Origin of the sequence: Luteimonas yanweni (assembly GCF_039548475.1) — a bacterium.
Lineage (GTDB): Bacteria > Pseudomonadota > Gammaproteobacteria > Xanthomonadales > Xanthomonadaceae > Luteimonas.
Genome location: NZ_JBCLVC010000012.1, coordinates 11914 through 31701 on the forward strand (window position 1 = coordinate 11914; position 19788 = coordinate 31701).

General features: G+C 68.9%; 18 protein-coding genes. 4 read left to right on the forward strand and 14 right to left on the reverse strand.

The window, feature by feature from the left end:
* Positions 1-7: 7 nt before the first annotated feature.
* From WCE39_RS08240 to WCE39_RS08280, 9 genes are read right to left on the reverse strand one after another with little or no spacing between them, the layout of a single operon-like run.
* Complete coding sequence (locus WCE39_RS08240; protein WP_449284000.1) at positions 8-2506, reverse strand: VirB4 family type IV secretion/conjugal transfer ATPase; 2499 nt, start codon at positions 2504-2506, stop codon at positions 8-10.
* Positions 2503-2808, reverse strand: coding sequence for a type IV secretion system protein VirB3 (locus WCE39_RS08245; protein ID WP_343276206.1), 306 nt, complete (start codon positions 2806-2808; stop codon positions 2503-2505). The genes WCE39_RS08240 and WCE39_RS08245 overlap by 4 nt, the downstream gene beginning before the upstream one ends.
* On the reverse strand, positions 2801-3187 hold the full coding sequence (locus tag WCE39_RS08250; RefSeq protein WP_343276207.1) for a TrbC/VirB2 family protein: 387 nt from the start codon (positions 3185-3187) through the stop codon (positions 2801-2803). Before WCE39_RS08250 ends, WCE39_RS08245 begins: the two co-directional genes overlap by 8 nt.
* 48 nt (positions 3188-3235) lie before the next feature.
* Entirely contained in the window at positions 3236-3976 is a 741-nt protein-coding gene (locus tag WCE39_RS08255; protein ID WP_449284001.1) for a lytic transglycosylase domain-containing protein, read from the reverse strand.
* Complete coding sequence (gene virB11, locus WCE39_RS08260; RefSeq protein WP_343276208.1) at positions 3973-5028, reverse strand: P-type DNA transfer ATPase VirB11; 1056 nt, start codon at positions 5026-5028, stop codon at positions 3973-3975. Before virB11 ends, WCE39_RS08255 begins: the two co-directional genes overlap by 4 nt.
* A 17-nt stretch (positions 5029-5045) precedes the next feature.
* Entirely contained in the window at positions 5046-6206 is a 1161-nt protein-coding gene (locus WCE39_RS08265; RefSeq protein WP_343276209.1) for a TrbI/VirB10 family protein, read from the reverse strand.
* A complete protein-coding gene (locus WCE39_RS08270; protein ID WP_343276210.1) occupies positions 6203-6967 on the reverse strand; it encodes a TrbG/VirB9 family P-type conjugative transfer protein in 765 nt (254 codons plus the stop codon). The genes WCE39_RS08265 and WCE39_RS08270 overlap by 4 nt, the downstream gene beginning before the upstream one ends.
* Complete coding sequence (locus tag WCE39_RS08275; protein WP_343276211.1) at positions 6964-7803, reverse strand: virB8 family protein; 840 nt, start codon at positions 7801-7803, stop codon at positions 6964-6966. The genes WCE39_RS08270 and WCE39_RS08275 overlap by 4 nt, the downstream gene beginning before the upstream one ends.
* Before the next feature lie 43 nt (positions 7804-7846).
* Positions 7847-8257, reverse strand: a complete 411-nt coding sequence (locus WCE39_RS08280; RefSeq protein WP_343276212.1) for a hypothetical protein — start codon at positions 8255-8257, stop codon at positions 7847-7849.
* Positions 8258-8538: 281 nt separating this feature from the next.
* On the opposite strand from WCE39_RS08280, the gene WCE39_RS08285 reads away from it, so the two are divergent.
* The 3 genes from WCE39_RS08285 (at position 8539) to WCE39_RS08295 (ending at position 11983) form a co-directional block, all read left to right on the forward strand.
* On the forward strand, positions 8539-9840 hold the full coding sequence (locus WCE39_RS08285; RefSeq protein ID WP_343276213.1) for an alkaline phosphatase family protein: 1302 nt from the start codon (positions 8539-8541) through the stop codon (positions 9838-9840).
* Positions 9841-9929: 89 nt separating this feature from the next.
* Positions 9930-11486, forward strand: coding sequence for a DNA-3-methyladenine glycosylase 2 family protein (locus tag WCE39_RS08290; protein WP_343276214.1), 1557 nt, complete (start codon positions 9930-9932; stop codon positions 11484-11486).
* On the forward strand, positions 11483-11983 hold the full coding sequence (locus tag WCE39_RS08295; RefSeq protein WP_343276215.1) for a methylated-DNA--[protein]-cysteine S-methyltransferase: 501 nt from the start codon (positions 11483-11485) through the stop codon (positions 11981-11983). The genes WCE39_RS08290 and WCE39_RS08295 overlap by 4 nt, the downstream gene beginning before the upstream one ends.
* Positions 11984-12145: 162 nt before the next feature.
* Here WCE39_RS08295 and WCE39_RS08300 read toward each other — a convergent pair whose 3' ends face one another.
* The 4 genes from WCE39_RS08300 to WCE39_RS08315 form a co-directional block, all read right to left on the reverse strand.
* Complete coding sequence (locus tag WCE39_RS08300; protein WP_343276216.1) at positions 12146-13807, reverse strand: serine hydrolase; 1662 nt, start codon at positions 13805-13807, stop codon at positions 12146-12148.
* Between the two features lie 68 nt (positions 13808-13875).
* A complete protein-coding gene (locus tag WCE39_RS08305) occupies positions 13876-14463 on the reverse strand; it encodes a hypothetical protein (RefSeq protein ID WP_343276217.1) in 588 nt (195 codons plus the stop codon).
* A 2-nt stretch (positions 14464-14465) separates the two neighbouring features.
* On the reverse strand, positions 14466-14936 hold the full coding sequence (locus WCE39_RS08310; RefSeq protein WP_343276218.1) for an RNA polymerase sigma factor: 471 nt from the start codon (positions 14934-14936) through the stop codon (positions 14466-14468).
* Positions 14937-15087: 151 nt separating this feature from the next.
* Positions 15088-17211: an N-acetylmuramoyl-L-alanine amidase gene (locus WCE39_RS08315; RefSeq protein ID WP_343276219.1), complete on the reverse strand. Its 2124-nt coding sequence runs from the start codon at positions 17209-17211 to the stop codon at positions 15088-15090.
* Positions 17212-17446: 235 nt separating this feature from the next.
* Between WCE39_RS08315 and WCE39_RS08320 the strand changes: the two genes are divergently transcribed.
* Positions 17447-18367 carry a hypothetical protein gene (locus WCE39_RS08320; RefSeq protein ID WP_343276220.1) on the forward strand — a complete coding sequence of 307 codons (921 nt, stop codon included), beginning with the start codon at positions 17447-17449 and terminating at the stop codon, positions 18365-18367.
* A gap of 82 nt (positions 18368-18449) precedes the next feature.
* On the opposite strand, the gene WCE39_RS08325 is transcribed toward WCE39_RS08320, so the two are convergent.
* Complete coding sequence (locus WCE39_RS08325; RefSeq protein WP_343276221.1) at positions 18450-19751, reverse strand: formimidoylglutamate deiminase; 1302 nt, start codon at positions 19749-19751, stop codon at positions 18450-18452.
* Positions 19752-19788: the final 37 nt, after the last annotated feature.

A 19788-nucleotide genomic window follows, 5' to 3' on the forward strand; every position in this document is an offset into this window, starting at 1 on the left:
GACCGCCTCAGCTCCGGCCGACAGTGCCGGTGGCGACAGACACGGCGGGGGTGCCTGCTGCGCCGGAGGAACCGCCAGAGGGCGCTCCGCGCCTGCCTTTGCGCTGCGCCTGGAATCCGGCAAGCCATTGCTCCGGGCGCAGCGCATCCTGCGGCACCCCCAGCGCAGCGGATGCGTCACCGAGGACCCGGTGCATGACCTCGATGTTGTCGGTCGACGCCGAAATCACGGCGAGCACGTCATCAAGCCCACCCAGGTCGAGCCGGCACACCGCGGACGCGTGGCCCTGCTTGACCAGGAAGCAGCGCGAGCGCTCGTCCAGCGACACCACCACGCGGTATTCGGCATCGGTCAGCTTGAGGCCCTCGACATAGTCCTCGCGGCTGGCATTGGGGTTTGGGAGCAGGACCAGGGTTGCGGTCTGTTCGACCAGGGCGGCGGCGATGTCGCTCGCCAGCGCATCCTCCGGGCTCTGGGTGGCGAAGATGCCCAGCCCGTTCTGCTTGCGGATGGTTTTCTGCTTGTTGCGCGCGAAGTCCTTGAGCGCGCCGCCGCCCTCCAGGATCTTCCAGAACTCGTCCATCACGTACACCAGGCGCCGGCCGTCGATGATCCCTTCCAGGCGGTGCAGCAGATAGCGCACCACGGGCACCCTGACCTCCGGGTTGTCGAGGATGTCCGTGTAGTCGAAGCCGATGATGTTCGCGCGCGAAAGGTCGACGGTATCCACGGGGTTGTCGAAGACCCAACCCAGGCTGTTGCCCGCGGTCCATTTGCGCAGGCGCGCATAGAGGCCGTCGTCGCCCATGTTGGGCAGGCTCTTCTGCAGGTTCGCCATGCTGCGCAGGTGCATGGGCGTGTCGAGGATTCCCTCGACCGCACGGAACACATCCTCGTCCTCGCGGGCGGTGTAGGCGTCCTTTCCGGCCAGCAGTTTCACCAGCTCGCCAAGGAACTGCACGTTGGCCTCGGTGCGCTCGCACTGCAGCGGGTTGAAGCCTGTCGGGCGACCATTCTCAAGCGCCAGGTAGTTGCCACCGCACGCGCGCACGAAGATCTCGGCGCCGCGATCCTTGTCGAAGAAGAACACGGTGGGCGCAGGGTCGAGCTTCTGCGCCTGGCTCAGCAGGAAGTTGACCAGCGCCGTCTTGCCGGTACCGGACTTGCCGATCACCAGGGTATTGCCCAGCGCCTTCTCCCCAAACGAATCCTCGGCCGGATGGGTGGCGTGGAAATTGAAGTGATAGGGCTGCCCGTTGCTTGCCTGCAGGGTGGTGACGCACCCGCCCCACGGGTTGCGATCGCGCTTTCCGGCGGCGAAATTATGCAAGGGCGACAGGCCAAGGAAATTGAGCGAACTGACGTTGGCCAGCCGCGTCCGGTAGCGCCAGTTGCCCGGCAGCTGGGCGTAGAACGCCGGGGCCACCGCCAGGTCCTCCTTGGCGGACACGAAACCCGCATTCGACAACTCCGCCCGCGCCTCGGCCACGTGCCGCGACAGCAGCGCCTGGTTCTCGGCATGGACGGCGAGCGAGAAATGATATTCGCCGAGGACGAAATTGCCGGACGCCAGCTGGTCCATCGCCTGGTCGAGCTCGGCGACCTGACTGACCGCCCGGTCACCGGACGAGACCATCATCCCCTTGGTGCGGTCGAGGACGCGGAGCGCGTCTTGCCGCCCCATCGGGCTGAAGGACTGCGTGAGCACGTACTCGAACCCCATGTACTTCAGGCCGTTGAGGATGCCGGGCCACGTGGCATCGGTGTACTCCTTGATGTTGAGGATGGCGCCGTAGTGGTGCTTCCCCGACGGGGTTGCCACCACGAAATCGCCGGTCCGCGCCGAGAACGTGACGCGGCTGACCGGCAGGTAGTCCGCGATCGGCGCGGACAGCACGGGCACCGGCTCCGCGACGCGGTTGAGCACATAGGCGTAGAGCTCGAGCAGGCGCGAAAAGGCGACGCCATTGCCGCCTTCGTAGATGCCCAGGCGTTCCAGCGAGTAATCCTTCAGCACCGCCTCGACGCTGCCTGCCAGCTCATGCAGGCGGCCGACGGCCTGCTGTTCGGCGGCGGCCAGCCGGGCGAGGTCCGACGAACGCTCGACCAGTCGCCTCCCGGCCACGACGGGGCGGTAGACCATGGTCAGGTAGAGATCGTTCTGCAGCGATTCCTTCTCCGCAAGGGAGGCGAAGTAGGCATCCGACAGGGCCTGGTTGAACATCCCCTCGAACTGGCCACCGCCCTGGATACTCCTGCGCCTGCGGATGTCATGGGTCCAGAACGCGACGTTGGCGAAGTCCGGTGCACGCAGGGTCTGCAGCATGCGGTTGAACGTGGCATGCCGATGTTCGAGGTCCCACTCCTCGCGGCCCACGAAGGGCAGGCCGCCGAGCCTCCACGCCAGCAGGTAGTCGCCCCCCGTGGTCTTGACCACGTCCGTGGCGACGTGGCTCGAGAGCGGGACGAATCCGCCCACCGCTGCGTCGGCCGGCAGTGCACTCACCGACGCGCCCCCCGGAGGCGCCCGGGCAGCGGCGCGAACGACCAGTCGCCGTCGCGGAGCGCGCGGTTGCGCACCTTGGCACGGAACTGCCACCGCAGCCCGAGCAGGCGGAAGACCATCTCGTCCCGCCGCGCCATCTGCCGCATGCCCAGGATCACCAGGGGCATGAGGACCAGGAGCAGCAGATTTATGTACACCGCCAGCAACAGGCAGGCACCCGCACCCACGAAGAAGGGGACATAGGGCACGCCAAGGAACATAGCGGGCCGCGTGCAGCCCCGGAAAAGCACGTCCTTATGCATGGAACACCGGCAGCGCCGTGCCCAGCATGGCCGTGCACTCCCCCGCCTCGGGCCCGAGCAGCATCCGCGCGATCTGCGCGGCGGCGCCGATCAGGAGCCCGCCGACGAGGATCGGGGCGACGTCGGAGATGCGCTTGTGCGCGAAGGCGATCTGGTAGCCCGCGAAGATGATGGCGATCGTCACCACCGCGATCGACGCCATGTTCAACAGTCCGTTGACGTTGTCGAAGAAGCCGCAGACCTTGGCGTCGGCGCCGCCGAAGCCCTGTGCCAGTACCGCGGCGGGGGCGAGGGCCAGGAGTGCCGCCGCCCTCCGACCCGTGCGGCGAAGCCGTGCGGCATGGCGGAGAAGGCGGCTGGTGTGCGTATGTGCGTCCATGGTGCGTCCTTGCGTTGGGTGATGTGATGCGCGGCGTCCGGCCGCGGGCTAGAACACGAATGCGGAATCCCCGCCGCGGGGGGCCCATGGCGCCGGCGGAGTGCCCGGTCCCGATACGCGCGGAACAAAGGGTCCCGCCGCGGCCGTGGCAGGCCCGGCTGCGCCCCCCGCCAAGTCCGTCGACGGGGCATCGCCAATCGCAGGACCGTCGCCTGGATCGGGCAATGTCGCTACCGGCCTCGCTGTTGCCGACCGCCGTGCACGCAGGTCGGCGGCCGGGCGCGGTTGTGCGGGCTGCTGGCCGGACACAAGCACCGGGATCGACGCGCGCCCGTCGACGACCGGGCCCACCCCCGCAGCCGACATCGAGCGGCGGATCTTCTGCACGTAGCCGTCGCGGATGCCCCGGGTGAAGTTGCCCGAGTAGTAGCAGCTGAATGCCTTGTCCCAATCGCCGCCGGACCGTGCGTGGCAATCGGCCAGGATGCGTGCACCGGCCGCCAGGTTCGGGCATGTCGCGAAGGCTTCCTCGTAGCTCGCGAGTCCCTGGGCGGCGAGGTTGTGGCGATTGACCTGCGCAAGCCCGAGCGAGAAGTTGTAGCCGTCACGCTCGAGGCGGGCCGCTGTGGCGACCGCCTCCTCCAGGCTGCGTGGCTGGCGTGCCAGGCGCGCACCGACCACGCCGATGGCATAGGGATTGAAGGACGATTCCACCCGCACCACGTGCTCCATGACTTCCATGGGCACCGCCATGTCCTGGCAGGCCATCAGCTCCAGGCCCGGGATCATGGCGATGGCCCCGATGCAGGCAGGCCGGCACCGGCACCGGCACCACCGAACTCGATCCCGCTGATGTGCCGTCGACCACCCCCGGCACCGATGTGGACCACGATGTCGATCGTCATGGCAAGGAGGCGGCGGATGGTCGCGAACTCCAGGCCGGATCCTTCTTCCGAGGCCTTCACCATCAGTGCAAGCTGGTCCCAGGTCTGCGAGGTGCTCCCTGCGTGGCAGCTGGTGATCGAACCCGGATGGCCGGACGCGCAGTTGCGGATGAAGTAGAAGGCTTCGTCGCCACGCAGCTCGGCGAGGATGATCCGGTCAGGCTTCATCCGCAGGCAGGCCTCCATGCAGGACTTCGCGGTGACCTTGGCCGAGCCCTGGCCGCCCTTGGAATACAGCAGGTGGACGACGTTGGGCTGGCTGATGAACAGCTCCCGCGCATCCTCGATGGTCACCAGACGCTCGCTGGGCGGGATGTGTTCGACCAGCGCCTTCATGAAGGTGGTCTTGCCGCTGCCCGTGGCGCCCGACACCACCATGTTGCGTCTCAGCTGCACCGCACGCCGGAAGAATTCGGCGTGGTGGCCGCCGGCATGGAGGGCCGCGAGTTCACCATCCCCGTCTTGCGCGCCGCGCCCGGCGCGGAGGCTGGCAAAGAACCCTTCGGCCTCGTAGTCGTCCAGTCGGCGGACCCCGCGCGAAGGCAGGCGGATGGTGATCGATACGGTGCCCGCCTCGCAGGCGGGCGGAATGACGAACTGCGCCCGCTGTCCGGTGGGGAAGGTGAGCGACACCACGGGCTCGGCATCGGTGATCCGCTGGCCGGTATTGCTTGCGTTGACGACGGCATTGCAGAACTGCCGGGCACGCTCGAAGCTCAGCCCGGCGACCTCTTCCCGACGCCAGCCATCGCGCGTCTCGAGCCAGACTTCGCCCGGGCGGTTGATGCAGATTTCGGTGACGTCCGCGGAGGCCATGTGGCCGAGGATCCCGAGCACCTGGTACTGGTAGTCCAGGAAATCCTGCCCCACCGCCACCGGCGTGACCTCGCCCGCCATGCTGGCGGCCCCGCCCGTCACAGCTGCGCCACCACCGCCGAGAAGTCGACGTCGCGCGCAACATACACGTTCAGCAGGGTGCCGTGCTGGATGGTGACGGTCGGCGGGCGACGCGCATCCAGCGCCTGGTTTGCCAGCCGCTCGAGCGTCCGCGCGGTCGTACTTTCGTACGGCGACTGCACCACCACGCCGCCCTCGCCAACCATCGTGCCCACCGGGCCCTCTTCCGCCGCCGCGTACTTGAACGCGTCGCTGATCAGGCTGACCAGCAGCGCGGAGCCGATCCGCGAGCCCCAGTGGGCGCTGTAACGGCCCGGGTGCCCCGCTCCGCCAAGTCCGTCCACGCCCGGGCTGGCCATGCTGATGTCGATGCCGGTCGGAGTGGTGATCCGGTCCCAGACCACGGCGACGCGCGGGCCGCGCGGCTCGGCATCGTAGCGACCGAGGACCTTGGATCCCTTCGGCAGCAGCAGCCGGCGCCCGTTGATCGAGTACACCGGCTCGGTGACGATGCAGGACGTGTAGCCCGGCACATCGGTGACGATGCGCGTTTCCAGCACGCAGCGGATGTAGGTGCCGCGGACCAGCAGCGATTCTGGCCGCGTGATCGGCCGAGCCGCCGTCGCGGCCTGCGCCGGCCCGGGCGGCGGTGCAGCCTCGGTGCCCGGAAGCCCTGCCAGCATGGCCTGCATATAGGGATCACTGGACGACGTCGCCTCGCCTCCGGCGCTGCGTCGATCCACGAGGCTCGCACCCGGCGCCGGCAGGGACGGCGGGAACCCGGGAACCGTCCGGGGCAGCATCGCGGAGGGCGGCACGGTGGACACCGGGGAGACCGGCTCGGGGACCAGTGCCAACGGCAGGTCCGGCGCCGGGACCGTGGACGGCTCCGCAACCCTCGGCAGTTCTGGAATGACCACGGCCTGCTCGCGCGGTGCGGCTGCAGCGTCGCGGTCGCCGCCCATCGCGCGCATCATCGCGAAGATCGCCAGTACGAGGAGCAGGACGATCCCGGCCAGGAAGCCCAGCGCCTTGCGATTGAGCCGCTGCACGTCCTCGGCGCGCAGCACCGGTGCCGCGGCATCGAGGTCCGGTGCGGCCTGGCGCTCGGCATAGTGGCCGCGGCCCGCGCCGGCGGCGCCTTGACCCTGTGCAGTGGCTTGCCGTTCTCCGCTCATCGCGCGTTCCTCCTCAGCCCGACGACGTCGCGACCATGGCGCATGACCAGGTATGGATAGGTGCCATGGACCACCAGCACGTCGCCCTCCACGGTGGTGTTGACCACGAAGTCCTCGCCGTCGCGCCGCCTGCGCGCGAACACCGCGGGGAAGTTCCCGCTGGGTAGTGCAGCCTGCGCACCCATGCGCAGGTAGGTGAAGCGACCGTCGTCGTACACGTTCATCGGCACGAGCCACGGCGACGCACGCCTGGCCGAAACGTCGTAGTCGAAGTGGTAGCTGCGATCCCTGTCGAGCACGACGCTCTGTCCCGCATCCACGACTTCGTCCACCGGCGGCGCGAAGCTGGCGTCGGCCGGGTAGCTGAAGGCGATCTTGTATTGCACGCCGGCACGCCGCGCCTGCTCCAGCGAGGTCCAGTCGCTGGCCACGACCTTCAGCTCGAAGATGTAGGAATGCGACTGCGTGCGCACCAGCATGTTGGTGTCGACGTCGGCGCCTCGCGGCCGCAGGTAGAACACGTTGCCACGGCGGATGAGGTCCCAGCCGGTGCTGAAGCCGGTGCTGAAGTCGAGGATGTCTTCGGCAGGATCCAGTTCGAGCTGGGTGGTGATCCCAAGCGCCGTGCGGACCGGATAGACGCCATCGGGCACGTATTCGTAGACGTCGACCTGCGGCGTGGCCGATACAGGCTGGGCGCCGGCCACGGGTGTCGCGAGCCCGGCGGCGAACATGATCGTAAGGGCGATGCGGGTTCTCATGGCGCTGATTCCTGCGCATCCGTGCCTTCGACCGATGGCGCCTCGATGCCGGCCGGCGTGATGTCCGCGGCCATCGCCGCCTCGTAGTGCGCAGGCTCCGATTCGGCCGGCGGCACCGGCGCGTAATCGTTGTCCGCGCGATAGCTCGTGACCTGGAAGCCGAGCGGATTCTCGAGCCGGTCCGGCTCGTCCAGCTTCAGTCCGAGGTTGTAGGAGAAACCCAGCGTCGCGATACGGCTGTCGAGCGGTCGCGTCGCGCCACTGGTCTTGTCGTAGACGCTGCGCTGGAAGCGCACGGTGGCGCCGGCCGGTGCGCCGGCGGGGCCGTCGATGAGCTGGATGCTCAGGATCCGCACCCGGATCGCACGGCTGCGGCCATGCGTGTTGAACGGACTGCGCGGATTGTTGGCCGCGTGCAGCGACGCGTACTCACGTCCCACCTCCGGCGCCGACATGCCGTGTACAGCCCGCCAGTCGCGCAGGTTCATCATGGCCACGTCGTAGGATTCGCGCAGGCTGACGAAGCGGGCGACATTGGCGCGTGCGATCGCCTCGCTGGCGGTGATGCTGCGATGGCGGAAGTCGGCGTCGAGCCGGGCCACGGTGGCATTGCCGCTGTAGGCGTCGGCCATGACCAGGAAGGGCACGCGCTCCTTCAGCGGCATGACGAGCAGGTAGCTCGCCGCCAGCAGCAGGGCCGCGACCGCCGCGACGCCCGCCACCCACCACGCGCGGCGCTCGCTGCGACGCGCGAGGTCGGCGATGCTGGTTTCGTAGTTGACTGCGCGGGCGACCGCATCCCTGGTCGCCTGCGCCGGCTTCGTTTCTTCAGACATTCTGCAATCCATGCAAAGTCGGTAGGGGTGCCTCGAGTGCCGGTCAACTTCCCCCTTTCTGTTCGGCGACGACCAGCCGGCCGCCGTCCACGCGCATCACCACGCCGTGTGCGCGGAAGGCCGCGCCAAGCTGCGTGAGCGCATCGGCCAGCGTGCGTGCATGCACGGCCTGCACTGGCTGGTGCAGGGTGAAGTCGGAAGGATGCCGATAGTCGAGCTCGCTGCCGCTGTCGCGCGCCCAGCGCGCCAGCAGGTTGCGCAGCGTGCCATCCATGGGCGATGCCTGGAACAGGTAGGCAGCGCGCAGTGGAATGGGCTCGCTGCTGTCGGCGTAGGTGTTGACCGGCGTCCATCGCCCGGAAAAATCACGGGCATCGCGCCCCGCGCAGGCCGTCGCCATGGCCAAAGACGCCGCGATCGCGATCGATGAAACGCTTCGATGCCGCATGTCCATGCCACCCTCCCTGGCCGTACTCCGGACATATCAAATGAAAGAGGCCGGAACGATCCTTGTCCTCGGCCGTGGAACTCCTGTGGATGCCGCCGTGTTACGTGGCGGCCGCCGCGGCACCGCTCCCCGCGTGCCATGACTGAACGCTACCCGCCTGCATCAGGCCGTTCAATAGCATTTGCCAATGGATGTGTGACCGCGTCCAGAGAACAGAAAATTCCGATGGCGTTTTAGGGCTTACGAGCGCGATTACCAATGTCATCCACGCGCCGTATCATTCGGCCATGCCATTCAATGTCCGACCCGCGGCACGGTCCGCCGCCCTCCTCGCCGTCCTTTCCGTTCTGGGTGCCTGCAGTAGTCCCGGCGCGCCGGCCGCGACCTCTGCACGCCAAGGCGTCGCCGCCAATGCCGAAGCGGCCGCCGCCACCGACCCGCTGCTGCTGATCTCCATCGATGGCCTGCATCCGGACCGCATCAACGCCACCGACTCGCCCAACATCGCCCGCCTCGCCGCCGGCGGCGTGCGGGCACGCTGGATGACCCCGTCCTACCCCACGCTGACCTTCCCCAACCACTACACCATCGCCACCGGCCTGCGCCCGGACCGCCACGGCATCGTCCACAACTCGATGTCCGACGAGGAGCTCGGCACCTTCCGCCTGTCCGACCGCGACGCCGTGGGCACCTCGGCCTGGTGGGGCGGCGAACCGGTCTGGGTCGGCGCGGAAAACGCGGGCCTGCGCACGGCCACCATGTTCTGGCCGGGCACGGAGGCCGAGATCAACGGCGTGCGGCCCACGCGCTGGCATGCCTACGACGAGTCCGTACCCGCGATGGAACGCGCCGGAACGGTGGCCGGCTGGCTGCTCGAGCCCGAGGCCACGCGGCCACGCCTGGCCACGCTCTACTTCCACTCGGTCGACACCGCCGCCCACACCTTCGGCCCCGCGTCCGCGGAAGCGCGCGCCGCGCTGGCCGACATCGACACCGCCATCGGCAGCCTGCTTGCACGGCTGCAGCGCGGCGGGCGCCTGCAGCACACCAACATCGTGCTGGTCTCCGACCACGGCATGGCCCCCGTGCCGCCCGGAAACCAGGTCTCGACCGGTGAAATGGTGACGCTGGAAGAGGCGCGCATCACGAGCATCGGCCAGGTGGTCCAGGTCCAGCCCAATCCCGGCTTCGAAGCCGGGGTCGAGGCCCGCCTGCTTGGCCGCCACGACCGCTATGAATGCTGGCGTCGCGACCAGCTGCCCGCGCGTTGGCACTACGGCACGCATCCGCGCATCCCCGCCATCGTCTGCCAGATGGACGAAGGCTGGGACGCCCTGTTTCCGCAGATGCTGGAGCGCCGCGCCGCCGGTGGCATGCGCGGCTCGCACGGCTACGACCCGGCCCTGCCGTCGATGCGCGCGGTATTCATCGCATCCGGCCCCGCGTTCCGCCGCGGCGCGGTGATCGGGCCGATCGAAAATATCGATGTCTATCCGCTGCTGGTCCGGCTGCTGGGCATTCCCGCCGCCGACCACGACGGCGATCCGGCGGCGCTGCTGCCGGCGCTGGACGCGCCCTCCGCGCACTGACCCGGGCTCGCCAGGCCTCCGCGGGTGGCCGCGACGCTGATGTCCGAAAGCGGCGAGTCCAGCCGCGGCCGCGGTGCTAGCCTGCGTCCATGGCCACGCCACTGCTCCCCGCCGCCGCCGTCTGCGACCAGGCCCGCCGCAGCCGCGATCCGCGCTTCGACGGCCTGTTCTTCACGGGCGTCCACAGCACGCGGATCTATTGCCGGCCGGTGTGCCCGGCGCCGTATGCGAAGCGTGTGACCTACTACCCCAGCGCGGCCGCGGCCGAGGCCGCGGGATTCCGCCCCTGCCTGCGCTGCCGTCCGGAGCTGTCGCCGTCGGATGGTTCCTGGCGGCGCGGTGATGCCGCGGTGGCGCGCGCTCTGCTGCTGATCGACCAGGGCGCGCTGGCCGATGCGCCGCTGTCGGCGCTGGCCGAGCGCGTGGGCATGGGCGAACGCCAGCTGCGACGCCTGTTCGTGGAACGCGTGGGCGCGCCGCCTGTCGCCGTGCATGGCACGCGGCGCCTGCTGTTTGCCAAGCAGCTGCTGACCGAGACCGCCCTGCCCGTCACCGAGGTGGCGCTCGCAGCCGGCTTCGGCAGCCTTCGGCGCTTCAACACAAGCTTCAAGGATGCGTACCGCATGGCACCACGCGACCTCCGCCGCCAACCTGGCACCGCGCGCCAGGCGCCGGGTGATGCGCTGGTGCTCCGCCTTGGCTATCGCCCGCCCTGCGACTTCTCGGCAACCCTGGCGTTCCTGCGCGGCCGCGCATTGCAGGGCGTGGAATCGGTGGGCGATGGGCACTATGCGCGCGTGGTCGCCGGCGTGGACGGTGCGCCGCACGGGTGGCTGCGCGTGTCGGCATGGCCCGGCGGCGAGCATGCGCTGCGACTGGAGCTGCACGGAGCGCAGGCGGCGCGCCTGCCCGACATCGTGCAACGACTGCGGCGCATGTTCGATCTTGATGCCGACCCACGGATGATCGCCGCCACCCTGTCAGTGGACGAGCGGCTGCGCCCCCTGCTGGATGCACGCCCCGGACTGCGCCTGCCCGGCGGCTGGGACGGCTTCGAAATCGCGGTGCGCGCGGTGCTTGGCCAGCAGGTCAGCGTGGCTGCGGCGCGCACCATGGCCACGCGCCTGGTACAGCGCTTCGGTGAGATGCTGCCGGCGCCGTCCGACGACGGCCTTGGCCAGCTGTTCCCCACGCCTGGCGCGCTTGCGGAAGCCGACCTCGGCCGCATCGGACTCACCCGTGCGCGCGCGGAAACGGTGCGTGGGGTGGCGCGTGCGCTGATCGACGGCCGGGTCGACTTCCACCCGGAACGCACGCTTGATGAGTTCGCCGCGCGCTGGGTGGCGCTTCCCGGCATTGGCCCGTGGACGGCGCAGTACATCGCGATGCGCGCGCTCGGCCACCCGGACGCATTCCCGGCCGAAGACCTGGTGCTGCAGAAGACGCTGCCGACGGATGGCTCGCGACTCACGGCCAAGGCATTGGGTGCACGCGCCGAGGCCTGGCGGCCGTGGCGCGCCTATGCGGCGATCCATCTGTGGAAGGACGCGATGGAGCGCGCCACCGCGGCACCCCCCACGACACCGGCACGCGCCGCAACGCCGCGCCTCCGCGCGCGATCCATAACGCACGAGGCAAGCCCATGACCATCATCTTCCTGCACATGGACACGCCCATCGGCGTACTGACCCTGGCGGCCGACGAAGACGGACTCCGCCGCATCGACTTCCCGCCGCCGCACGGGCCACCGCCGGGCGACGGCTGGCAGACAGGCAGCAGCGACGTGCTGCTCGAAGCGCAGCAGCAGCTTGGCGAGTACTTCGCTGGCAAGCGCATGCACTTCGACCTGCCGCTGTCGCCGCACGGCACCGACTTCCAGCGCGCGGTCTGGACCACGCTTGCGGAAATTCCGTACGGCGGGACCTGGAGTTATCGCGATCTCGCGCACAGGATCGGCAGGCCAACCGCGACCCGCGCAGTCGGCGCCGCCAACGGCCGCAACCCGCTGCCGATCGTGCTGCCCTGCCACCGCGTGATCGGCGCGGATGGATCGCTGACCGGCTTCGGCGGCGGCCTGCCGACCAAGCAGTTCCTGCTGAAGCTGGAGGGCGCACTGCCGGCCGGCTACGACCTGTTTGGCTGAAAAGGCTTTGGCACAACCCTCGATCGGCAATCGTGTGTGGGAGCAGCCATGGTCATGATTGGCAGCCCGCCACTGTGGGAGCGGCTATAGCCGCGATTGGAGATATCGCGGCCGTGGCCGCTCCCACAGGCTCTTTCAGGTCTTGCCTGCCACCAGGCGCGCTCAGTTCCGCTTGCCGGGAAGCACCTGGCCGCCCTGGTGCAGCTCCAGCGATTCCACGCTGCCGTCGGCGCTGCGCTTGAACACGATTTCGACGCCGAAGGCCGGCGCTTCAAACGTGTCCTTGCCGGCCGCCTGGAGCGGGAACTCGCCCTGCCCCGTGGCCTGGGCATGCAGCGCGCCGTCGCGCCCGCGCACCGTCAGGACGAAGTTCGGCATCAGGGGGTATTCGCCAACATAAGCCGCCAGGTCCCCGTCCGAAGGCGCAGGCTGCTGCGCAACCTTGCCGTCTTCGCCAGCCTCGTCCAGGCGCGTCGCCGGAATCGCGCCACCGCCCTGCATCCAGGTGAACGCATACCCGCCGTCCGCCTTCTTCTGCGGCCGCAGCACGGCATCCACCACCGTCGGGAAGAAATCCCCGGCGCTGTCGTGGAACAGCTCGAACTCGCCCTGGCCCTCGGCCTGGGCGAACAGCTTGCCGTCGCGCTGGCGCAGGCTCATCTTCATCATGCCCTGCAGCTGGTATTCGCCGACGAGCCCGTCGAGCAGCGCCTGCGACGGAACCACCAGCGTGCGCGGCTCGCCCAGCGGGAACGAAGCGTCGACCAGGTGCAGGCCGAGGCTGCCCAAGCCGCCGATGGAATTCCAGTTGGTGTCGGACAGGATGACGATGCCGCGCTGCCGGGTCTTGTCCAACGACACGAACGACGAGAAGCCTCCGGTTCCGCCCTCGTGCGCCAGCACGCTGCGGTCGGCCACGGGCATGATCATCCAGTTCATCGCCATGGGCGGCTGTTGGTTGATTTGCGTTTGTGCGAGTTCGATCGCGGCTTCCAATGGCGTCCCGGAGGGGTCGAGATTGGCCTGCACGTAGCGGACCATGTCATCCAGCGTGGCGCGTACGCCGCCGACGCCGGCAAAATCCACCGGGAACGTCCAGGCTGCGGCCGGCAGGCCGTTCGGCGTGTGCCCGCCCGCGGCGCGCACGCCATCGGGCCGCTTTGCGATGTAGGCCGTGTCCATGCCCAGCGGTGCGGACAGCGTCTGCCGGAACACGGTTTCGAAATCGCTGCCCGCGCGGCGCGCCACCGCATAGGACAGCACCGTCGAGGCGAAGTTGGAGTACTCGAACTGCGTGCCCGGCGCCCGCGCCAGCGTCACGTCACCAAGCGAGGCGAGCAGGTCATCCACCGTGAGCGCGGCGTACGGATCGGCGGGATTGGTGACCGCCATCCGCGCAGGCAGCGCCGGCAGCCCGCTGGTGTGCGTGACCACGTGGCGAAGGAGGATCGGGGCCCCTTCGAACTGCGGCAGCTTCGTGCCTTCGGGCAGGTATTCAACCAGCGGATCGTCCAGCGAAGCCTTGCCCTGCACGATCAGGTCCGCCAGCAGCGTGGAGGTCATGGTCTTGGTGACCGAACCGATCTCGAACGCGCTGTCGGGGCCGATGCGCGCTGCGCTATCCGGGTTGGCGCAGCGGAACGCGCGCGCGACATCACTCTTGTCGATCACCGCCACGGCCATGCAGGCGCCGGTGCGGTCACCGGCCAGTCGCTGGTCGACAAGCGTCGCAAGCGTAGCGTTGTCCATGGCATGAGCGCTGCCGCTCACGGCCAGCGCGAGTCCGGCAAGCACCGGAAAGAAAGAAACAGGGCGGGTTGGCATGGAGCTCTCCTTGGCATGGGTGGTGTTCACGGGCTTGGACGGTGTTCCTGGAATGACGCTGTCCGTGGTCATGCGTCGTCATTCGTCAGGCCGTCGATCTGGCGTTGCAGCGTTTCGGCGTGGGCACGGAACTGCGTGCGCGCCACGCGGCGGTTGATCCAGGCCAGGGCCCCGTACAGCACCAGCATCACCGCAAGATAGCGAAGTGAGCCGGCAGTCGCACCGTCGCGCGCCAGGGTCAGCCCGGTCAGCCCGATCGCTGGAGGAGTCAGGTACCAGAGCCAGACCTGTTCGAGCATGCGCGCCTGCGCCAGCGTGGCATCGCGCTGCCGCTGCAGGTAGGCCAGCAGTGAAACGCCATGGTCGGGCTCCGGTGCCAGCTGTCTGGCCCGGCGCAGCCGGAACGGCAGCGCCACGCCCCAGGCTGTGATCAGGAGGGCGAATCCGGCCTGCAGCCACTCGCCGTCGACGAGCGCCGCCAGCGTGATCAGGGCGAAGAAGACGGCGACGAGCACCGCTGCAATCGTCTCGATCAGGTCGCGCCGGCGCACCTTCTTCCACAGCGTCTGGCCGCGCTTTTGAAGCTCGTCCATTGGCAACAGGTGCACAGTCGGCGTGTCGCTGCGCCACGCGTTCCTCATTTTGTCCCAGTCCATGCTCAGTCCTCCAGGAAGCGCTGTTCGAACAATTGGCGCAGGCGCGTCATGCGCACGGCCACCGCGTTGACGCTGAGGCCCAGCACGTCGGCGACCTGCTCCCGCGGCAACCCTTCCAGGTCAAGCAGGATGACGCTGCGCTGCAGCGGGTCGAGCATCGCGAGGAACTCGTCGAGCACATCCATCGGATCGACCGCGTGGCCGGTGTCGCCCTGCTCGGGCACGTCGTCCAGCGAACGGTGCTCGCGGCGCGGCTTGCGCACGTGGCTCAGAGCGGTGTTCAGCGCCACCCGGTAAAGCCAGGTGGAACGCTGTGCGCGGCCGTCGAAACTGCCGAAGCTGCGCCAGAGCTGGAGCTGCATCTCCTGCAGCAGGTCCTGCCAGTCGTCGGGGCCGGCATAGCGCCGCGCCAGGCGCACCAGCGCCCCGCGATTGTCCTGGACCATGGCGGTGAACGCCGTTTCGATTTCCATCCTGAAAAGATGCCTGCTGCGTGGGTCTCTGAGTATTTAGTCGCAGCGGCCGACGGAAATTTTCATCGGTCGCGCGGCGCGACCGGAACATGGTGCACGTGGAAGGCGGCCGGCACGCGAATGCCGGCCGCCCTGGTTCAAGCGATCCGGCTCACTGCGCCCAGACCCCGCGCTCGGGCGTCCAGTACAGCGTCCTGCGCTCGAACTGCTGCTTGCGGCCGTTGCTGCCGTGTGCCTGCTCGTCGGTCTTCGGATAGCCGAGCGCCGCTTCGCGCCCGTTGCCCTCGAAGTGCGCCAGGATCGCGCCGTGCACCGCGTGCGCGCCGGTGGCGGGCGTCCACAGGAACAGGCCGTCCTCGAAGTACTGGAACTTGCCGCGCTGCCCCGAGACCGGAGACACGGCGGCGTCGAGCTCGTCGATCATCGCGAAGCCCCAGCGTGTTTCCGAACCCGTGGCCCGGTAATGCTCCAGGATCTTGCCGGCAACCGCGAACGCACCGGTGCGCGAATGCCACAGGATCATGCCGTTCCTGAACTGCTGGTAGCGACCGCCCGCCTGCGCTGCCATTTCCGCCAGTTCGGGCACGCCAAGATGGCTGCGCACCCCGCCCATGGCGTAGAACTTCCTGCCGATCTCGCCATGGGGCAGGACGTCGCAGCGCGGCAGGTCGTAGCCGTCGTTGTCGCGCGCTTCGTCATTGCCCCAGCGCGAGAGGTAGTAGGCCGACACGTACTGCGCGGCCGGGCCCACGTCGAGGTCGGTCTTGAGCCACCAGCGGTTGAACGTCGCGCCGCTGCGGATCTCGCGGCCCCAGGCCTTGCAGTACACATAGTTGGTGCCGGCGTGCAGGCTGCCGCTCTGCGCGCCACCGGTCGGCGACGGGAAGCCGGGCGCGCTGGCGTACGTGTCGACCCAGTAGGTCGGTGCCGTGGCCGGCGGCGGTGCGCCGTTGTTGATCAGGTTGTAGAAGCTTGCCCAGGGGAAGTAGCGGCCAGGGTCGTAGCGGTTCTGGTTGCTGGTCAGCATGCCGTGGCCCTTGATGCGGACGCTGTCAGGGACCACGTGCCAGTAGTCGTAGCCGGGACCCCGCCATGCCGACGCGCAGTTGACCGGCTGGCGCGCGCAGATGCTCCGGGTCAGGCGCGCCGAAGCGTTGATCATCGCCGACGTCCAGTTGCCGGCGTCCCCCGCGCGCCCATCGTGCTCGATGCCGATGGTGTAGTGGTTGTGGTACGCCGCGTGCCAGGCCTGGTGGTGCTCGCGCACCATCTGCGTGACCTGGCCATCGGACCTGCGGATCACGTAGTGCGCCGAGACGTTCGAGGCGGGGTTCTTGAACCAGGAGATCCCGCCGGCGTAGCTGCCCTCGATCGTATGCATGATCACGGCGGAGCGGCCGTTGGAGGCGGTGCTGTAGTTGCTGGAGTGCGCGGGGTTCCACAACGCCTCGCCGAAGTCCATGGCGATGCCGACGTCGGAGGCTTGCGCTTCCACGCGCCCTGTTGCGCGCGCCGGATGCTCTTCCACCAGCTCGTCCGTGGCGCCGATGGTGTCGGTGCCATGGTCCAGCTTGAGCGCCGGTGCGCCGAGCAGCTTGAGACGATCGGCGGGAAAGGCGAGTTTCATTTCGATGGGCATGGCCGCGATCCGGATGCCCTTTTCGTTCACGCCACGGGCCAGCGTCTGCAGCACCTCGTAGGCGAAGCTCTGCCGGGCGAAGCCCTGGATGTTGCCGTCGCCGCTGCCGTAGCCGGCGTAGCGTGCAAGCGCACCTGCCGCGGCCTCCACGCCGCCGGCCCGGCTGCTCGCACCATCCTTCTTCAGCGCGCGGTCCAGCAGCGCCGCAGCGGCGAGAATATTGGTCTCCGGGTCCACCAGGAGCAGGCGTTCGCTGACACCAAGAAGCTTCGCGCCTTCGGCCACCTGGTTGTCGAATCCACCGCCGCGATAGAGGCCCATCACGCCGTACGAGGCCGGCATGTGGTGGTGGCCGGCCTTGCCGTGGGCGCCGGGCTCCACGTGGACCCAGCGGGTTTCCACATAGGCGATCGCCTCCAGCACGCCGCGCGGAACCGCAGGGTAGCGCTCGTAGGCGCGCTGGAAATACGCCGGGTAATCCGCGCGCTGCCGCGCGAGCACCGCCGTCGCTGACTGGCGTTCGACTTCGGTGGCCTCCATCGCCTCCGCCAGGTCGTGCCGGTCCGTTGCGGCGACTGGCGCCGCCAGCGCGACCAGCAGCATCGCTGCGGCCGACAACATCATGTTCTTCCTCATCTGACTCTCCCTTCCGGTCATGTGGTCCATCCCCTGGCCGACAGCTGGCCACATCGGTCCCGGCGGCGGCAGTGGGGCCAGCCCCATGCGGCGACAGCGCTGCGCTGCAACGTGACGGTGGTCGTCGACACCTGCAGTCAGCCCTAGGTTGTCGGCGCAGGGACCCGCGACGAGACTCGGCGCATCCCGCATCCCGCATCCCGCATCCCTGCCCCCCGTGGAGGTTCGTCCCGACATGTTCCAGCCCATCATCAACAACGCGCTGCACGCCGCCGACCTCTTCTTCCGCCAGGTCCACGAAGCCCTGAACCCGAACACGGGGAACGTGCCTGGACGCGACGGCGGTTTCGACCAGGCCGTGGGCGGCACCGGGATGGACCAGGCATTCGACGGAAAGATGGCGGGCGTGGCCGAGGCCGTCTACCTGCGCCAGGACGCGGAGGGCTGGCAGCGGATGGGCGACGGCGAACTCGCCGCAGCCGGGATCGATCCGAACCTCCAGTACAGCAGCGGCATGGAGGCGGGCATCTACACCGACGGTATGGGCAACTACGTGGTGGCCTATGCCGGCAACGACACCGGCGGCGTGGAGGACGTGGGCACGGTGATCGCGCAGTCGGCGGGCTTCCAGACCCGCCAGTACGACACCGCGGTCACGCTCGCGCACCAGGCGGAGAACGCCTTCGGCGGCGACAACGTCGTCTATACCGGGCACTCGCTGGGCGGCGGCCTCGCGTCCATGGCAGCGGCGGCGACCGGCAGCACCGCGGTCACGTTCAACGCGCAGGGCATCCACGACAACACGCTGCGCCAGCATGGCCTTGATGCCGGGGCCATCCGCCATGGCGCCGAAAACGGCCAGATGCGCCACTACAGCATCGACGGCGACTGGGCGACCGGCGTGCAGCGCCAGGTCCCGGTCCTCGACATGCTGCCCAACCCGCTGGGCACCCACTTCCAGTTCAACGATCCGGCAGGCCTGCAGAACATCGGCAGCAACCACCTCATCGGGCCGGTGAAGGCGGCGATCGAGCAGGGTGCGTCGTATCGGATCGAAACCACCGACCCGCTGGAGCGTGCATTGCAGGACGTCTATTCGGCGCTGACCTCGGTCATCGCGAATGCGTGGCGGATCGTCGCGCCGCCCATCATCTGAAGCTCTTCATGACCGCACCGCCGCGTTGCAAGGGATATCCGCACTGACGCCGGAAGCACTGCTTCAGCCAGCCGCCGGTCGCTTACGTTCCTGAAAGCTTCGCCAGCGCAGTCCGATAGTGCGCAAGCACGGCATCGCGGTCGGCGTGGCGGCCGTCGGCCACCACCTGCCGGCCGGCCACGTGCATTTCCCTGACGCAAGGCCGGTTTCCGCTGAAGAGCCAGCGATCGGCGACGTCACCGGCGGTCGCAGCGGCAAGCAGCGGCGCCTCCGCGTCAAGCACCAGCATGTCACCGGTGGCAACGAAGCCGGTCGCGTTCGTCGCGCTCGCGTACGCGCCGCGCAGCAGGGCCTCGCCGACGCTGGGCGATGCACCGCCCACGGCGATGTTGCGGCGCCGCTTCACCAGCCGCTGGCCGTACTCCAGCCAGCGCAGCTCCTCCACCGGCGATACCGAGATATGCGAATCCGAGCCGATGCCCCAGGCGCCGCCGGCGTCGAGATAATCGCGAAGGCGGAACAGGCCGTCGCCGAGATTGGCCTCGGTGGTCGGGCAGATGGCGACGGTGGCGCCGCTCTTCGCGATGCCCGCCCCTTCCCAGTCGTTGAGGTGGGTCGCATGCACCAGCGTCCAGCGCGCATCGACGTCGGCGTTCTGCAGCAGCCACTCCACCGGACGCAGGTCACGGATGGCCACGCAGTCCTGCACCTCGCCCACCTGTTCGGCGATGTGGATATGGATGCGGGCATCGGCGGGCAGCGCCGCCAGCACCGCGCGCATCGCATCCGGCGGCACCGCGCGCAGGCTGTGCAGGGCGCAGCCGACGCGCAGCAAGTCGTCGCTTTGCGCATGCAGCGTCTCGAACAGGCGCAGGTAGCCGTCGACGTCGTGGCCGAAGCGCTTCTGGCGCGCGCCCAGCGCGCGGCCGTCGAAGCCGCCGGTCATGTAGAGCACCGGCAGCAAAGTCAGGCGGATGCCGGTGTCGCGCGCGGCGGCCACCAGCGCCTGCGACATCGCCGCCGGATCGGCGTAGGGCCGGCCGTCGGGCGCGTGGTGCAGATAGTGGAATTCGCAGACGCTACCGTAGCCGGCTTCCAGCATCTCGACGTAGAGCTGGCAGGCAACCGCGTACAGCGAATCGGGATCGAAGCGCGCGGCCATGCGGTACATGGTCTCGCGCCAGGTCCAGAACGAATCCTCGGGATGCGTCTGCCGTTCGGCCAGCCCGGCCATGGCGCGCTGGAAGGCGTGCGAATGCAGGTTGGCGATCACCGGCAGCTGCCAGCCGGCCGCGACCGCCCGTGCAGCCGGCGCATCCCGGGTAGCAGGTACATCGCCGGCGTCGGGCACAACGGGCGCTCCGGGTACTGGGATTGCGGACATGGCGGCACGTTCCGGCGGTGGGGTGCGATAGGCTACC

Bases quoted from the DNA above. Each gene is read 5' to 3' on its own strand.
- WCE39_RS08265 (WP_343276209.1), bottom strand. From the start codon at position 6,206: ATGAGCGGAGAACGGCAAGCCACTGCACAGGGTCAAGGCGCCGCCGGC.
- WCE39_RS08285 (WP_343276213.1), top strand. From the start codon at position 8,539: ATGCCATTCAATGTCCGACCCGCGGCACGGTCCGCCGCCCTCCTCGCC.
- WCE39_RS08300 (WP_343276216.1), bottom strand. From the start codon at position 13,807: ATGCCAACCCGCCCTGTTTCTTTCTTTCCGGTGCTTGCCGGACTCGCG.
- WCE39_RS08305 (WP_343276217.1), bottom strand. From the start codon at position 14,463: ATGGACTGGGACAAAATGAGGAACGCGTGGCGCAGCGACACGCCGACT.
- WCE39_RS08255 (WP_449284001.1), bottom strand. From the start codon at position 3,976: ATGATCCCGGGCCTGGAGCTGATGGCCTGCCAGGACATGGCGGTGCCC.
- WCE39_RS08270 (WP_343276210.1), bottom strand. From the start codon at position 6,967: ATGAGAACCCGCATCGCCCTTACGATCATGTTCGCCGCCGGGCTCGCG.
- WCE39_RS08325 (WP_343276221.1), bottom strand. From the start codon at position 19,751: ATGTCCGCAATCCCAGTACCCGGAGCGCCCGTTGTGCCCGACGCCGGC.
- WCE39_RS08275 (WP_343276211.1), bottom strand. From the start codon at position 7,803: ATGTCTGAAGAAACGAAGCCGGCGCAGGCGACCAGGGATGCGGTCGCC.
- virB11 (WP_343276208.1), bottom strand. From the start codon at position 5,028: ATGGCGGGCGAGGTCACGCCGGTGGCGGTGGGGCAGGATTTCCTGGAC.
- WCE39_RS08295 (WP_343276215.1), top strand. From the start codon at position 11,483: ATGACCATCATCTTCCTGCACATGGACACGCCCATCGGCGTACTGACC.
- WCE39_RS08315 (WP_343276219.1), bottom strand. From the start codon at position 17,211: ATGAGGAAGAACATGATGTTGTCGGCCGCAGCGATGCTGCTGGTCGCG.
- WCE39_RS08280 (WP_343276212.1), bottom strand. From the start codon at position 8,257: ATGGACATGCGGCATCGAAGCGTTTCATCGATCGCGATCGCGGCGTCT.
- WCE39_RS08310 (WP_343276218.1), bottom strand. From the start codon at position 14,936: ATGGAAATCGAAACGGCGTTCACCGCCATGGTCCAGGACAATCGCGGG.
- WCE39_RS08250 (WP_343276207.1), bottom strand. From the start codon at position 3,187: ATGGACGCACATACGCACACCAGCCGCCTTCTCCGCCATGCCGCACGG.
- WCE39_RS08245 (WP_343276206.1), bottom strand. From the start codon at position 2,808: ATGCATAAGGACGTGCTTTTCCGGGGCTGCACGCGGCCCGCTATGTTC.
- WCE39_RS08290 (WP_343276214.1), top strand. From the start codon at position 9,930: ATGGCCACGCCACTGCTCCCCGCCGCCGCCGTCTGCGACCAGGCCCGC.
- WCE39_RS08320 (WP_343276220.1), top strand. From the start codon at position 17,447: ATGTTCCAGCCCATCATCAACAACGCGCTGCACGCCGCCGACCTCTTC.